Origin of the sequence: Kosakonia oryzae (genome assembly GCF_001658025.2) — a bacterium.
Taxonomy (GTDB): Bacteria; Pseudomonadota; Gammaproteobacteria; order Enterobacterales; family Enterobacteriaceae; genus Kosakonia; species Kosakonia oryzae.
The window spans coordinates 1,139,278-1,153,033 of sequence record NZ_CP014007.2 but is presented as its reverse complement, the minus strand read 5'-3'; the positions used below and the strand labels follow the sequence as shown (position 1 = coordinate 1,153,033).

The window sequence follows — 13,756 nt, the reverse complement described above, 5'->3', positions numbered from 1 at the left end:
CATTTCCCCTTGCTACGTTAAAAGTGCGCGCAGGCTTTGAGCCAGCCCGCTGCGCGTGCCAAATAAAACGGAAAAAAAGAACACCGCGCTGGCGGTCAGCACGATGGCAGGGCCCGCAGGCAGGCCCGCCATCCACGATAAACTTAAGCCCAGCCAGGCACAGAGCGCACCGGTCACCGCCGCCAGCAGCAGCAAGGCGGGTAGCGTGCGTACCCAACAGCGTGCTGCCACGGCGGGCAGCATCATGACGCCCACTGCCATCAACGTGCCGAGAACCTGAAACCCGGCGACCAGATTTAATACCAGTAGCGCCAGAAACAGCCCGTGCAGCAACCCCGGCAAGCGGGAGGCATTCACCTGCAAAAACGCACTGTCGAACGCTTCGCTGACCAACCCGCGATAACCCACCGCCAGCACGATCAGCGTCAGGCTGGCGACACCTGCAACAAACAGCGCCGCATCACTATCCACCGCCAGAATCGAACCAAACAGCAGGTGCAACAGATCGACGTTTGAGCCACGTAACGACACCAGCGTGACGCCCAGCGCCAGTGAGCCGAGATAAAAACCGGCAAAGCTGGCGTCCTCTTTCAGCGGCGTACGGCGGCTGACCCAGCCGGCGACCAGCGCCACGGTGATGCCGGCAACGAAGCCACCAATACTCATCGCCAGCAGCGACATACCGCTCAGTAAGTAACCAACTGCCACACCCGGCAGAATGGCGTGCGAAAGCGCATCGCCCATCAGGCTCATACGACGCAGCAGCAAAAAGACGCCCAGCGCCGTAGTGCTAACCGAAAGCGCCAGGCAAACCACCAGCGCGCGGCGCATAAAACCAAATTCAATAAACGGCTGGAAAAAGAGATGCCAAATCATGCGCTGCACACCTCAGCCGTCGCCTGAAACTGAGCGGATGCGCCCCACTGCGCGGCTTTTTCGCCAAGGCGCAGAGTTTGCGGAAAGTAACGCGCCACGCGTTCGCTATCGTGCAGCACTGCCAGAATGGTCTGCCCTGCGCGATGCATATCAACGATTTGTTCCATCAATACCTGCGAGGTAATTTCATCAATGCCGGTGAAGGGTTCATCCAGCATGACCAGCGGCGCGTTTTGTACCCAGACGCGGGCAAATAACATGCGCTGGAATTGCCCGCCGGAGAGCGTATCAATAGTTTCACGCGCCATGGCCGTTAAGCCCACGCGTTCCAGCCCCTGCGCAACCCGCTTACGCGCATCACGATTCAGGCCGCGAAACAGGGAGATACGCGGCCAACAGCCCATACAAACCACATCCTGAACGGTGAGTGGAAACTGTGATTCCAGCGCGTGACGCTGCGCCAGCCAGCCAATTGTCGGGCGAGACGGTTGCCAGCGCAGTACGCCGCTCACCGGCGGTAAAAAGCCGGCCAGCGTTTTTAGTAATGTCGATTTGCCGCAGCCGTTAGCGCCGACAATAGCAGTCATACTTCCGCGCTCCAGAGTGCCACAAAGCGCAGGCGTAATTGCCAGCCGGTCATATCCCGCCACTAAATGGTCAAGTTCAATCATGGCAACGTGACCGCCCAATCAGTCAGGAGCCAGAGCACCAGCAATAACGCGACGGCCAGCAGCAGCCGGGTCGCACCAGACAGAGAAAACAGAGTTACGGGGATCATCGACACGCCTCAAATATGTTATAACGTAACAATAAACATTCACGGCGTTGATGTAAATGCAGAGGCGAAACGGGAGTGCATCGAAATGTTTCAGATTCCCCTTCCGCAAGCTATCTCTTGATCAGATCTTCGCAAGAGCCATTTACGCTCATGTTTTGCCCATGGACGGGGAAAAGGTTCAAAAAAATCCCCGACGACCACATCAGGGATTTGAATATAAGAAACAGAAAAGGGAAAGGGGGAAAAAGGCGCTGTACATATAAGATACCGTTCGTGTCACGTCACATTCAAACGATCATATTCTTTGCATAACAACCACTTCACGGGGACATCCTCCTCAATGGTCGGAAAACGCCCGCCAGGTTCGAGGAAATAGTTATCGCGCTTATCGTCATTCACCATCGAAATCTCCCAACCGAGCACAAGTGTTTTCTCGGCCCAGAAACGGTGATACAAACGCGGCGGCAGACACACCCCCTGCCCCGGTTTTAACACCAGCGTCTCGCCGGGCTTAAACGTACGTTGCCGCCCGTCCACGCTCACTTCAACCGTGCGCCGCTCGTCAAACAGCGCCTCATCCGTCGCCCAGCCGAGCTGCATACACAAATCGCCGCGGCCCCGGTTCAGAATGTCTTTCATCTTATGGGTATGAAAATGCCACGGCGTCTGCTGCTCCTGCTGAATTTGCAGCATCTTTTCGGCATACGGCTTTGGGTACGCTCTCGAATTCAGCGCGCCGTTACGCAACGTCAACAGCGTCAGGCCAATCTTGCCGAAATCACTCCGGCCAAAATCGGTGATATCCCAGCCCAACTGCAGATCCAGCACTTCGCCCCACTCCCCCAGCGGCTGCTTTCGCCAGGCATCGGCGGTAAAAAACGCAAACTCCGGCAGGCACACCCCGAACGTCTCGGCGATGGCATGAGCTTTATCAATGGCATAGTTAATCTGCGAACGTTTCATTCTGTTCTCCCGGTTCGAATGGCAAGCCAGGCAGCGCCACGCATGCCGCTGCTGTCGCCGTGATGGGCTTTCACAATAGGAGTGGAGAAATGATCGGTAAAAACAAAGTGGGCCACTTCGGTGTCCAGGTTCGTGATAAGCAACGCCGCATTCGACAGCCCGCCGCCAATCACAATCACACCTGGATCGAGAAGATTCACCACCGTCGCCAGAGTGCGGGCAAGCTGCTGGCGAAACCGCGCGACCTGCCGCACGGCATCGGGCTCCCCCTGCTGCGCCAGCGCCACAATCGCATCGCCCGTAAGATCCTGCCCGTTAAGCCATTGATAGCGTTCACTCAACCCCGTCCCGGAGACAAACGACTCCACGCAGTTATCTTTACCGCAGTAACAGCGCACTGGCGGCCCATCGAGTTGCTCGCTGTAGCCAGGCAGGGTGATATGTCCGCACTCGGCGGCATTCCCCCACGCGCCAACAAACGGCTGGCGGTGAATGGCTATCCCGCCACCGCAGCCGGTACCGAGCGTGATACCGAACACGACTTCATGCTGCTGCCCCGCACCGTCACAGGCTTCCGACAAAGCGAAACAGTTCCCGTCGTTTGCCATTACAATTGTCTGCCCCAGCAACTGCTGGAGATCCGTCTGCAACGCGCGACCATTAATCACCTGGATATTAGAGTTCTTAATCAGACCGCTCAGCGGCGAGACGCTGCCCGGCAGGGCAATCCCGGTCATCATCGGCAGTTGTATGTCATGGCTAATCTGGTCGATAAAGGCGACCACCGACTCCACAAACTGCGGATAACTCGCTTTCTGCGTCGGGCAACGGTAACGGGCTATTTCCTGCCCTTGTGCGTCCATCACCACCGCCGCCATTTTCGTGCCGCCGATATCCAGCCCCAGGTAGTACATATCTCTTTCCTTATTGCGAAAAAGGCGGGCGACCCCGCCTTAATGGCCTTAGTAGAGTGATGCTTTCCCGGTTGATCCAAACAGCTTCATTTTGTGGCGGATCACATCTCGCGCAGCGTTGATCGCATCCGGATAGATCACGTTTGGATCCCACCAGGTTTCTCTGGCAAGGATCTCACGCACTTTCTGGAAGTAGGCGTACTTCATGTCGCTGGAGATATTGATTTTACCCACCCCCAGGGTCACGGACTCGGCGATTTCTACATCCGGGTTGGCCGAACCTCCATGTAGCACCAGCGGAATATCCAGACGCCCGGCAATATCGCGCAGAATGTTCATTTGCAGCTTCGGCTGCATCCCTTTCGGGTAGATGCCGTGTGCCGTCCCGATCGCCACCGCCAGAGTATCTGCCCCGGTGCGGGCAATAAAATCCTCTGCCTGTGCCGGGTCGGTATAGGTCACTTCCGACACGCCGCCTTCCACAGACGTGCCCGTCTGGCCGATGGTGCCCAGTTCCCCTTCCACCGAAACGCCCACCGCATGCGCCAGACGCACCACTTCTTTGGTCAGCGCCACGTTCTCCTCATAGGGCAGCAGCGAGCCGTCGATCATCACCGAGGTGAACCCGCACTGGATTGCCCGAAGCACATGCTCGACCGATGCGCCGTGATCCAGGTGCAGGGTGAACGGCACCGGGCTGCGCATGGTGATATCGCGGACATAGCCGAAAAAGCTATCCCCGACAAAATCGTGTTCGCTGGGGTGGATAGAGATAATTGCAGGCGTGTTGGTGGCTTCCGCTTCTTCCACCACCGCGCGAATGAAGCAGCTGTCCGCTACGTTGAACGCACCAATGGCGAAACCGTGTTGGCGGGTGGGTTTCAGTAACTCTTTCATCGAAATTAACATGTTAATTCTCCAGTTTCAGGGTGTAGCAAGCCCTGCCGGTGCATCGTTGCAGAGGCATAGAAGGCGTTACAGAAAAATGAATCAGGCTTTGCCGATGGCGCCGCTGGCCTGTAGATACGGGATAATGGCTTCCTCGCTGGCCTGCTCCATGGCCATCAACACATCCACCAGTTCGCGAGAATTGTCATGACACAGGGTATGCAGCAGCGCGGCTTTCCCGGCTTCGAACACCGCAGCGCCAACGTTGATCTTGGCGACGCCAAATGACGGACAGCGCTGCATCTGGTCAAACGGGGTTCCGCTGCCGCCGTGCAATGCCAGGGGCACCGTCGATTTGCGAGCCACCTCTTCCAGGCGCTGAAAATCGATGGCGGGCGTGATGCCGGGGGCGTACATGCCGTGCGCGGTTCCGACTGACACTGCCAGAAGGTCAATCCCAGTCTGCTGGATAAACGGCTCGACGTCGGCGGCCTGGGTCATCAGATCCGCATTGGTGGCGTGATCGTAGCGCGGTGCATCGGCCAGATGGCCCAACTCTCCCTCCACACACAGCCCGGCGCTGGCAGCCAGCTCAACCACCGCGCGGGTCTGACGGACGTTCTCTTCCAGCGGGAAGGCGGACGCATCAATCATCAGCCCGCTAAACCCGGCGCGAAACGCCTGGCGAATGCGCACGGGATCTTTCCCGTGGTCCAGCGCCAGTGTGACCGGCACCGTGGCCTCCTCGGCCAACGCTTTTACCACCGCCACGGCAACCGGTGCCGGGAAATGGGCAAGATGCTCCTGATACAGGTTCAGGATGATCGGTGCGCGGTGTTTCTCGGCAACCCGAACCGCCGCACGGGCGCTTTCCAGGTTCATACAGTTGATAGCGAGCAATGCATAGTGTTCACACCAGGCTTTGGTCACCATGCTTTTCATATCGGCAAACATAGGGTCTCCGTTTATTCCAGGGTGAAGGTGATCTCTTCGTCTTTCAGTTTCTTATCGCTGAGCTCGTCAAACTCTTCGTCACGCTCGGTCACCGGTTTCTTCCACAGTGACAGCATCACGCCGCAGATAACCGTGCCGATCCCCAGCGCCAGGCAGAACAGCAGCGGATGGGTAAACAGCGGGACCACGAACATGCCACCGTGCGGCACCGGGCTTTCCACGCCCCACACCATGATCAGACCACCCGCAATAGCCGAGGCCACCACACAGGAGCCGACCACGCGCAGCAGGTCACGCGCCGCAATCGGAATAACCCCTTCGGTAATCATGCAGATCCCCATCGGGAAGGCGGCTTTCAGCGCTTCACGTTCAGCGCGAGTGTATTTGTGGCGTGTCAGCAGGAACGAGAGGGTAATGCCGAACGGCGGAATAATAGAGCCGACAAACTTCACCGCTTCCGGCCCGTACACACCACTCACCAGCAGCCCATCGGCGAACAGCGACATGGTTTTGTTCACCGGGCCGCCGAAGTCGAACGTCGCCATTGCACCGAGGATGGCCCCCATCAGGAAGCGTGAACCGCCCTGCATCGACTCCAGCATGTGGATCAGCGCTTCCTGCAGCCAGGCGATGGGTTTGCCGATCAGCGTCATCATCAGCAGGCCGCCGATAATGGTGCTCAGCACTGGTAGCACCATGATGGGCATCAGACCCTGCATTGATTTCGGCAGGCGAATATAGTGCTTAAGCAGCAGGACGGTATAACCCACCAGGAACCCCCCCAGCATCCCGCCAATAAACCCGGTATGAATCTGCCCGCAGACAAAGCCAACAATCAGGCCCGGCGCGAATCCGGGACGGTCAGCAATGGAGTAGGCAATGGCGGCGCTGATCAGGGGAACAATCAACCCCATTCCCCAGCCGCCAATCTGATTGAGCATCCAGGGGATGGTGCCCGTTTTTTCTCCAACGTTTGTGCCGCCGAGTACCTGGCCGAGGGCAATACAAATGCCCGCTGCCACAATTAACGGAATCATCCACGAGATGCCCGTCAAAAGATGTCTTTTTATTTCCTGCGAAACAGGAACTTTATTTTCACTCATGTGACCTCCAGATAAGGATCACGCATTAGCTAATGATTTCTCGACCTTTTCAAGAAACTGAACGGATGATTTAATGACAATTTCGGTTTTAACTCGCACGATGCGTTTATTAATAAAGCGCTCTTCTCCTTTTATTTTGACATCGACCGCAAGAATAACGACGTCGGCTGCAGAAATATCTTCCGCCAGCAACTCATTTTCAGTACCGATAGTGCCCTGAGTTTCAACTTTAATATTATGCCCAAGCGCTTTCGCGCCTTTAATCAACTTCTCGCGGGCAATATACGTATGTGCAATTCCTGCCGTACAGGCAGCGACACAAACAATATTCATAACATACCCCACTTTTTATTTAGCAAACATCGGATTCAGCATATTGACTAAATAAGTCAATAATCTTTTGTGGACTGCTCTCTTCAAGCAATTGCTCGATGATTTCTTCATCCGCCAGTGCACCTGCCACCTGAGAAAGCAGGCGAATATGCGTCGTATTTTGATCTTCAAGCCGTACAGCAAATAAAATAATGCAGCGCACGTTACTGCCATCCAGTGTTTCCCAGGGAATATCGTGGTGTGTACGTCCAATCGCCAGGGTGGTATTAACTACCGCCGAGGATTTACCATGGGGTATCGCGATATGATTTTCGAAGCCGGTCGATCCTTCTGATTCACGTTGCCAGACATCCTGAATAAACGTTTCCCGGCAACTAATAGCGCCATCTTTTTGTAAAAGATCGGTTAATTCCTCAATCGCCTCCGTTTTATTCGTAGCTTTCATATTTAAAATAACGCGATTTGTATTCAGGATTTTTGTTATGTCCATTAAACATACCTCATGGATTCATGATATTAATGTTCGACGACCAGAGACGTCGCACGATGCAATTTTTCCGTAATAATCGTTTCCGTCACGCGCTTAATATCGGCGTCATTAAAAAAAGCGGTGACGTATACCACTGGCAGAGCAATGGCCGGCAGATTGATCGTCGAGACAACCAGTTCAATATCTTCTGTCAGTACCGACGGCAAGCTCCCCGCAGAGACCACGCCAACGATGGTCCAGTCCGGGAAAGCGCGCAGAATGCGGCTTTTCAGCAGATGCGAGGTGCCGACCCCCGTCGAACAGACCAGCAGTACGCGCTTACGGGCAATCTGTCGCTCCATCGCCGCCTGGAAATGCACGGTTAAATAGCCGACTTCATCTTCCGATACCGCCTGCTCGCCCCAGCCGCTGAACACCCGGTTCACCGCACACTGGGTCAGCCGCCAGACGTCCTGTAACTCGCCTTTGATATCGTCCAGCAGCGGGTTACGAATGCAAATCTGGTAATTGAGACGGTTAATCAAAGGCTTAATGTGAATCAGCAGTCCGTCGTACAGCGCGATGTCCTGGCTAAAATCGCTGTCAACCATCTCGGCGAAGGTTGCGATAAGCCGCCAGGTAATCAGCCGGGCCTCATCGCTGGAGTGCATATGGCCAATCACGCTGACATCGTTATGCTCTTCGATGACCACGCCGGAAGAGATAATATATTGATAAATAAACCAGACTTCGTCTTCCGGCAGCGGATGGGCAATGCGTGTTTCGATACGCTGAATCATGCGGCTGGCAACGGAAAAGATGTTTTCATCGAAGACGCTGGCGTTATCGTCCTTTTTCGGCAGCGCATTGCCGCGCGTAATGCGGTACATCATGATCAGGATATGAGTAAAAATATTGACGTAATACGGCTCGCCCAGCGACCAGCAGAGATCGTTTTCCATCTCCTGTAATAATGACTGAACGAATAAAACGTCTTCTTCGCCAAAATAATTGACCAGCGCGTTATAACTTCCCGGGTCGAGGCGGGAATAGATCACGCTGCCCGGTTCGTTATGGTTAATGATGCCATTAATCAGCGATGCCATTGCCTGACGCACACTACTTTCGCTACCTTCGATATGCGTTCCGCTCTGGCTACGAATCAACGTCAATCCCAGCGGAGCAATCCAGGATTCAATCACTTTCAGATCGTTAACAATTGAAGCATTGCTGATAAAATAACGTTCCGATAATTTGCTGATAGACGTTTCATGTGGCGTTTCGCTTAATAATTGTGAGGCTATTTTCACTCGACGGGAATTGTTCATCATGCCATCGGTATCGTCACCTTCCACACCAAGCAGCTGATCGAGATGCAACAGGTCGGTTATATTATCTGCGCTTAACATGATCCCGGCACCGGCACGTTTATTTATGCCAATATTCCATTGTGCTAGCCACGGCTCCAGTATTCGTAAATCGCGTTGAATGGTTTTTTCCGAAACATTTAAGTATTCAGCGATTTTTAACAAGGTAATAAATTCCCTTCGTGGAAGAAGGAATTTCAATAATCTGTTTTGTCGCGAGGTAATCATTTGCATTATTTACCCTTACGCAGATTAAAAATAATTAAGAAGCTCTGAACAGATAAGCTCCACTTGCAATCCGTGATGATAAATATAAAAGGGCATTGAAATAACGACAATACTAAATCGTGTCCTGCCTTCCGGACAGAGAATAAGACAAGAAGGGAAATCCAGGAGATATTTCCAGCGCAGATCACACTTTTCACGCTAATTAACGTGATAGCGCTCGCAAATATGGGGAGGATAAAAATTTTAAATCAGATAATTTTTTTGCGGATGTCCGGCATTGCCCGTGTCAGGTGCAAAAAAATCCCCGATGACCACATCAGGGATTTGTGCATAAGAGACAGCCCGCAGGAGGGGAAAAGATCAGCGCACGCGCGCTAACGCTACAGCCTGGCCGAGCTGCCAGACCGCCATCGCGTAGTGGGTGCTGTGGTTATAGCGGGTGATGGTGTAGAAGTTCGGCAACCCGTACCAGTATTCATAACCCGTACCAATATCCAGGCGCAGCAGGCTGGCCTGTTGATGATTGCCCAGCGGCTGCTGCGGCGTTAAACCTGCCGCCGCCAGCTGTCCGACGCTGTAGTTGGTTTTAAAGCCATTCTCCAGCCCCGGCGCCTGGCCGTTGGCCGGAACGGCCACCAGATCGCCTTTCACCCAGCCGTGCTGTTTGAAGTAGTTCGCCACGCTGCCGATAGCATCGACCGGATCCCACAAGTTGATGTGACCATCACCATTAAAATCAACGGCAAACTCTTTATAGGAGGAAGGCATAAACTGGCCGTAGCCCATCGCGCCGGCGAAAGAACCTTTCAGATCGAGCGGATCATCGCTCTCATCGCGCGCCATCAGCAGGAAGGTTTCCAGTTCGCTGGCAAAATATTGCGCACGGCGCGGATAAGCAAAGGCCAGCGTCGCCAGACCATCCAGAATACGGGTTTTGCCCATCACCCGGCCCCAGCGCGTTTCCACGCCGATAATGCCGACGATGATTTCCGGCGGTACGCCATAGACCATCCACGCGCGGTTGAGCGCATCTTCATACTGGTTCCAGAACGCCACGCCGTTTTGCACGTTATCCGGGGTAATGAACTGTTTGCGATAGCGCAGCCAGGCGCCATTCGGCCCCGTCGGCCCGGTGTATATCGGTGCCTGTTTGTCCATCAGGCGCAGCACGTAGTCCAGACGTTTCGCCTGCGACAGAATTTCGTGCAGTTGCTGGCGGTCAAAACCGTGCTTACTCACCATCATATCGATGAATTGTTCCGCAGCCGGATTATTGGCGAAGTCGCCGCTGGTCATCACTACCGAATGCTGCGGCTCCAGCAAAAAACCGCCGGAAGGCTTAGGTGATACGGTTTGAGGGGTTTCGGCAAGCTGGGGTTTACTGCTACAGGCACAGAGCACAACAAACGCAGGCAGCAACGCTGCGTAATAACGCTTCAACATGGGAGGTCCATTTTAAACGAATTCAGCCAGGAGCAAGTATGGTAAAGCATCTGGCTACCGACAAGGAAGCGACATCAGCCCTGCGCGCACGATCGCACCCCACTTTTTCTCTTCTCATTGCGTGTTCATTTAAAAGCGGCGCTCTTCGCACAATCTTTCACAATGATCATTTTTTCTTTCATAACGAGATCTAAATAACACATTTCAACCTTTCATCATGATTATGATAGCGCACAGTTAAACAACAAAACGACAACCCTACAGGAGAGAACAATGGAAACCATCACGCATGGTGCCGAATGGTTCATCGGGCTGTTTCAGAAAGGCGGAGAAGTTTTTACCGGCATGGTGACCGGTATTCTGCCGCTGCTGATAAGCCTGCTGGTGATCATGAATGCGCTGATTAACTTTATTGGTCAGCAGCGAATTGAAAAGCTCGCGCAGCGCTGCGCGGGCAATCCGCTGACCCGTTACCTGCTGCTGCCGTGCGTCGGCACTTTTGTCTTCTGCAACCCGATGACATTAAGCCTCGGGCGCTTTATGCCGGAGCGCTACAAACCCAGTTATTACGCTGCGGCATCTTACAGTTGCCACTCGATGAACGGCCTGTTTCCGCACATTAACCCCGGCGAGCTGTTTGTCTATCTCGGCATCGCCAACGGCCTGACCACACTCGGTTTACCGTTAGGCCCGCTGGCAGTGAGCTATCTGCTGGTTGGCCTGGTCACTAACTTCTTCCGTGGCTGGATTACCGATCTCACGACGGCCATTTTCGAGAAGAAAATGGGTATTCAACTTGAACAGGATGTCCAACTCGCCGGAGCAGCATCATGACCCGCATTGTGATTGAAAAAGGCGCCGGCGGCTGGGGCGGCCCGCTGGAAATCGACGCCAGCGTTGAGAAGAAAATCGTCTATATCACTGCCGGAACGCGTCCGGCCATCGTTGACAAGCTGGCGCAGCTTACCGGCTGGCAGGCAGTGGACGGTTTTAAAGAGGGCGAACCGGCGGAATCAGAGATCGGCGTGGCGGTGATTGACTGCGGCGGCACGCTGCGCTGTGGCATCTACCCGAAACGGCGCATCCCGACGGTGAACATCCATGCAACGGGGAAATCCGGGCCGCTGGCGCAGTACATCCTCGAAGATATCTATGTCTCTGGCGTGAAAGAGGAAAACATTCATCTGCAAGGCGAAGCAGCCACGGCCAAACCGGCCGCCCGGCGGGATTACGACAGCAGCAAAAAAATCACCGAGCAGAGCGACGGGCTGCTGGCAAAAGTCGGTATGGGCATGGGCTCGGCTGTGGCGGTGCTGTTTCAGGCCGGGCGCGACACCATCGATACGGTGCTGAAAACCATCCTGCCGTTTATGGCCTTCGTCTCGGCGTTAATCGGCATCATTATCGCCTCTGGTCTCGGCGACTGGATCGCCCACGGTCTGGCACCGCTGGCCAGCCATCCGCTGGGTCTGGTAACGCTGGCGCTGATCTGCTCTTTCCCGCTGCTGTCGCCGTTTCTCGGCCCTGGTGCCGTCATCGCGCAGGTGATTGGCGTGCTGATCGGTGTGCAAATTGGCCAGGGGAATATCCCACCGCATCTCGCCCTGCCCGCGCTGTTTGCCATTAACGCGCAGGCGGCTTGTGACTTTATCCCGGTCGGTTTGTCACTGGCGGAAGCCCGCCAGGACACGGTTCGCGTCGGTGTGCCGTCAGTGCTGGTCAGCCGCTTTTTGACCGGCGCGCCAACGGTGCTGATTGCCTGGTTTGTTTCCGGTTTCATTTATCAGTAAGGAGCTGTCATGAGCGTTATTTATCAAACCACCATTACCCGCATCGGCGACAGCGCAGCGGATGCGCTCAGTGACAACATGCTGATTACCTTCAGGGAAGGCGCGCCCGCCGATGTCGCCGAGTTCTGTTTTATCCATAACCACGGTGCGCTTAGCGGCGCACTGCTACCCGGCGCGCAATTCGAGCTTGGCGAGCAGCATTACCCGGTTACCGCCGTTGGCGATGTCGCCGAACAGAATTTGCGCGAGCTGGGCCATATCACCCTGCGTTTTGATGGGCAAACGCAGGCGGAATACCCCGGAACGGTACATGTCGCAGGCCCGGTGCCAGACACTATCGCCCCCGGCTGCATTTTGAAATTTGTCGCTTAAGTCGTAAGGAGAAGAGTATGAAACAGGTTGCCGTTGTCATTGGCGGAGGACAAACCCTCGGGGCGTTCCTGTGCCGTGGGCTTGCCGCAGAAGGATACCGCGTGGCGGTAGTGGATATTCAGAGTGATAAAGCGGCGAATGTCGCCCGGGAGATTAACAGCGAGTTTGGCGAAGGGATGGCCTACGGCTTTGGCGCGGATGCCACCAGCGAGCATAGTGTGCTGGCGCTGGCGCGCGGCGTGGACGAAATTTTTGGCCGTGCGGATCTGCTGGTCTACAGCGCCGGCATCGCCAAGGCCGCGTTTATCAGCGATTTTGCGCTGGGGGATTTTGACCGCTCGCTACAGGTCAACCTGGTCGGCTATTTCCTCTGCGCGCGTGAGTTCGCCAAGTTGATGATTCGTGACGGTATTCAGGGGCGCATTATCCAGATCAACTCAAAGTCCGGCAAAGTGGGCAGCAAACACAATTCCGGTTACAGCGCAGCAAAATTCGGCGGCGTCGGCCTGACCCAGTCGCTGGCGCTGGACCTGGCGGAATATGGCATTACGGTGCATTCGCTGATGCTGGGCAACCTGTTGAAATCACCGATGTTCCAGTCACTTATCCCGCAATATGCCAGCAAACTGGGCATTGCGGCTGACGAGGTCGAGCAGTACTACATCGACAAAGTGCCGCTAAAACGCGGCTGCGACTATCAGGACGTGCTGAATGTGCTGATGTTTTACGCCAGCCCAAAAGCCTCTTACTGCACCGGGCAGTCGATTAACGTGACCGGCGGCCAGGTGATGTTCTGATAGTGCATGCGCCATCACCTGATGGCGCTTTGCTTATTGGCCTGAGCGTACTGTCTGAAAGCGGAACGTCACAGGCCGGATAAGGCGTTAGCCTGACGCAACAATAAAGGAGAAGAGGATGGTTTCAGCCCTGATCACCGTCGCCGCCATCGCCTGGCTCAGCCAGCTAGCGCTTGGCGGCTGGCAAATCCGCCAGTTCAACCAGGCGTTCGACGCGCTATGCCAGCGCGGACGCGTCGGCGTTGGCCGCTCCGGCGGGCGTTTTAAACCCCGCGTCGTTCTGGCTGTCGCTTTTGATAAGCAGGACTGTGTTTGCGATACCCTGCTGATGCGCGGCATTACGGTTTTCGCCCGCCCGGCAAAAATCAACCATTTAATCGGTGTGAAAAGAGAGGAATTAGAGCCTGATGTGATCTTTCCCCATGATCCGGCCTGTCAGAATGCTCTATCATTAGCGCTTAAAATGAAACATTGATAATTT

At 54.9% G+C, this 13,756-nt stretch carries 17 protein-coding genes; 6 read left to right on the top strand and 11 right to left on the bottom strand.

Features of this window, described 5'->3' with window-relative positions:
* Window positions 1-12: 12 nt before the first annotated feature.
* The 11 genes from AWR26_RS05585 to mltB all read right to left on the bottom strand — a co-directional run bounded on the left by AWR26_RS05585 (window position 13) and on the right by mltB (window position 10,316).
* Entirely contained in the window at window positions 13-876 is an 864-nt protein-coding gene (locus AWR26_RS05585; RefSeq protein ID WP_064564208.1) for a metal ABC transporter permease, read from the bottom strand.
* Complete coding sequence (locus AWR26_RS05580; RefSeq protein WP_064564206.1) at window positions 873-1,547, bottom strand: metal ABC transporter ATP-binding protein; 675 nt, start codon at window positions 1,545-1,547, stop codon at window positions 873-875. The genes AWR26_RS05585 and AWR26_RS05580 overlap by 4 nt, the downstream gene beginning before the upstream one ends.
* Window positions 1,548-1,930: 383 nt before the next feature.
* Window positions 1,931-2,617: a D-lyxose/D-mannose family sugar isomerase gene (locus AWR26_RS05575; RefSeq protein WP_064564202.1), complete on the bottom strand. Its 687-nt coding sequence runs from the start codon at window positions 2,615-2,617 to the stop codon at window positions 1,931-1,933.
* Entirely contained in the window at window positions 2,614-3,531 is a 918-nt protein-coding gene (locus AWR26_RS05570) for an ROK family protein (RefSeq protein WP_064564200.1), read from the bottom strand. The genes AWR26_RS05575 and AWR26_RS05570 overlap by 4 nt, the downstream gene beginning before the upstream one ends.
* A gap of 48 nt (window positions 3,532-3,579) precedes the next feature.
* The gene (locus AWR26_RS05565; protein WP_007370551.1) at window positions 3,580-4,440 is read right to left on the bottom strand and encodes a ketose-bisphosphate aldolase; all 861 of its coding nucleotides are present in this window, start codon (window positions 4,438-4,440) and stop codon (window positions 3,580-3,582) included.
* An 81-nt stretch (window positions 4,441-4,521) separates the two neighbouring features.
* On the bottom strand, window positions 4,522-5,373 hold the full coding sequence (locus tag AWR26_RS05560; RefSeq protein ID WP_043952501.1) for a class II fructose-bisphosphate aldolase: 852 nt from the start codon (window positions 5,371-5,373) through the stop codon (window positions 4,522-4,524).
* A gap of 11 nt (window positions 5,374-5,384) precedes the next feature.
* Complete coding sequence (locus AWR26_RS05555; protein ID WP_039080097.1) at window positions 5,385-6,476, bottom strand: PTS fructose transporter subunit IIC; 1,092 nt, start codon at window positions 6,474-6,476, stop codon at window positions 5,385-5,387.
* An 18-nt stretch (window positions 6,477-6,494) separates the two neighbouring features.
* Complete coding sequence (locus tag AWR26_RS05550; protein ID WP_064564198.1) at window positions 6,495-6,809, bottom strand: PTS fructose transporter subunit IIB; 315 nt, start codon at window positions 6,807-6,809, stop codon at window positions 6,495-6,497.
* Window positions 6,810-6,828: 19 nt separating this feature from the next.
* Window positions 6,829-7,299: a PTS sugar transporter subunit IIA gene (locus AWR26_RS05545; RefSeq protein WP_035890276.1), complete on the bottom strand. Its 471-nt coding sequence runs from the start codon at window positions 7,297-7,299 to the stop codon at window positions 6,829-6,831.
* A gap of 26 nt (window positions 7,300-7,325) precedes the next feature.
* On the bottom strand, window positions 7,326-8,879 hold the full coding sequence (locus AWR26_RS05540; protein WP_064564196.1) for a BglG family transcription antiterminator: 1,554 nt from the start codon (window positions 8,877-8,879) through the stop codon (window positions 7,326-7,328).
* A 354-nt stretch (window positions 8,880-9,233) separates the two neighbouring features.
* Window positions 9,234-10,316, bottom strand: coding sequence for a lytic murein transglycosylase B (gene mltB / locus AWR26_RS05535; protein WP_064564194.1), 1,083 nt, complete (start codon window positions 10,314-10,316; stop codon window positions 9,234-9,236).
* Window positions 10,317-10,354: 38 nt separating this feature from the next.
* On the opposite strand from mltB, the gene AWR26_RS05530 reads away from it, so the two are divergent.
* From AWR26_RS05530 to gutM, 6 genes are all read left to right on the top strand, one after another.
* Window positions 10,355-10,510 carry a hypothetical protein gene (locus AWR26_RS05530; RefSeq protein WP_156525207.1) on the top strand — a complete coding sequence of 52 codons (156 nt, stop codon included), beginning with the start codon at window positions 10,355-10,357 and terminating at the stop codon, window positions 10,508-10,510.
* Window positions 10,511-10,589: 79 nt separating this feature from the next.
* Window positions 10,590-11,150: a PTS glucitol/sorbitol transporter subunit IIC gene (gene srlA, locus AWR26_RS05525; RefSeq protein WP_043952498.1), complete on the top strand. Its 561-nt coding sequence runs from the start codon at window positions 10,590-10,592 to the stop codon at window positions 11,148-11,150.
* Window positions 11,147-12,106, top strand: a complete 960-nt coding sequence (gene srlE / locus AWR26_RS05520) for a PTS glucitol/sorbitol transporter subunit IIB (RefSeq protein ID WP_064564192.1) — start codon at window positions 11,147-11,149, stop codon at window positions 12,104-12,106. Before srlA ends, srlE begins: the two co-directional genes overlap by 4 nt.
* 9 nt (window positions 12,107-12,115) lie before the next feature.
* A complete protein-coding gene (gene srlB / locus AWR26_RS05515) occupies window positions 12,116-12,478 on the top strand; it encodes a PTS glucitol/sorbitol transporter subunit IIA (protein WP_007370542.1) in 363 nt (120 codons plus the stop codon).
* A 17-nt stretch (window positions 12,479-12,495) separates the two neighbouring features.
* Entirely contained in the window at window positions 12,496-13,275 is a 780-nt protein-coding gene (gene srlD, locus AWR26_RS05510) for a sorbitol-6-phosphate dehydrogenase (RefSeq protein WP_043952496.1), read from the top strand.
* A gap of 118 nt (window positions 13,276-13,393) precedes the next feature.
* Complete coding sequence (gutM, locus tag AWR26_RS05505) at window positions 13,394-13,750, top strand: transcriptional regulator GutM (RefSeq protein ID WP_064564190.1); 357 nt, start codon at window positions 13,394-13,396, stop codon at window positions 13,748-13,750.
* Window positions 13,751-13,756 lie beyond the last annotated feature (6 nt).

Bases quoted from the DNA above. Each gene is read 5' to 3' on its own strand.
- AWR26_RS05585 (WP_064564208.1), bottom strand. From the start codon at position 876: ATGATTTGGCATCTCTTTTTCCAGCCGTTTATTGAATTTGGTTTTATG.
- AWR26_RS05580 (WP_064564206.1), bottom strand. From the start codon at position 1,547: ATGATTGAACTTGACCATTTAGTGGCGGGATATGACCGGCTGGCAATT.
- AWR26_RS05575 (WP_064564202.1), bottom strand. From the start codon at position 2,617: ATGAAACGTTCGCAGATTAACTATGCCATTGATAAAGCTCATGCCATC.
- AWR26_RS05570 (WP_064564200.1), bottom strand. From the start codon at position 3,531: ATGTACTACCTGGGGCTGGATATCGGCGGCACGAAAATGGCGGCGGTG.
- AWR26_RS05565 (WP_007370551.1), bottom strand. From the start codon at position 4,440: ATGTTAATTTCGATGAAAGAGTTACTGAAACCCACCCGCCAACACGGT.
- AWR26_RS05560 (WP_043952501.1), bottom strand. From the start codon at position 5,373: ATGTTTGCCGATATGAAAAGCATGGTGACCAAAGCCTGGTGTGAACAC.
- AWR26_RS05555 (WP_039080097.1), bottom strand. From the start codon at position 6,476: ATGAGTGAAAATAAAGTTCCTGTTTCGCAGGAAATAAAAAGACATCTT.
- AWR26_RS05550 (WP_064564198.1), bottom strand. From the start codon at position 6,809: ATGAATATTGTTTGTGTCGCTGCCTGTACGGCAGGAATTGCACATACG.
- AWR26_RS05545 (WP_035890276.1), bottom strand. From the start codon at position 7,299: ATGGACATAACAAAAATCCTGAATACAAATCGCGTTATTTTAAATATG.
- AWR26_RS05540 (WP_064564196.1), bottom strand. From the start codon at position 8,879: ATGCAAATGATTACCTCGCGACAAAACAGATTATTGAAATTCCTTCTT.
- mltB (WP_064564194.1), bottom strand. From the start codon at position 10,316: ATGTTGAAGCGTTATTACGCAGCGTTGCTGCCTGCGTTTGTTGTGCTC.
- AWR26_RS05530 (WP_156525207.1), top strand. From the start codon at position 10,355: ATGGTAAAGCATCTGGCTACCGACAAGGAAGCGACATCAGCCCTGCGC.
- srlA (WP_043952498.1), top strand. From the start codon at position 10,590: ATGGAAACCATCACGCATGGTGCCGAATGGTTCATCGGGCTGTTTCAG.
- srlE (WP_064564192.1), top strand. From the start codon at position 11,147: ATGACCCGCATTGTGATTGAAAAAGGCGCCGGCGGCTGGGGCGGCCCG.
- srlB (WP_007370542.1), top strand. From the start codon at position 12,116: ATGAGCGTTATTTATCAAACCACCATTACCCGCATCGGCGACAGCGCA.
- srlD (WP_043952496.1), top strand. From the start codon at position 12,496: ATGAAACAGGTTGCCGTTGTCATTGGCGGAGGACAAACCCTCGGGGCG.
- gutM (WP_064564190.1), top strand. From the start codon at position 13,394: ATGGTTTCAGCCCTGATCACCGTCGCCGCCATCGCCTGGCTCAGCCAG.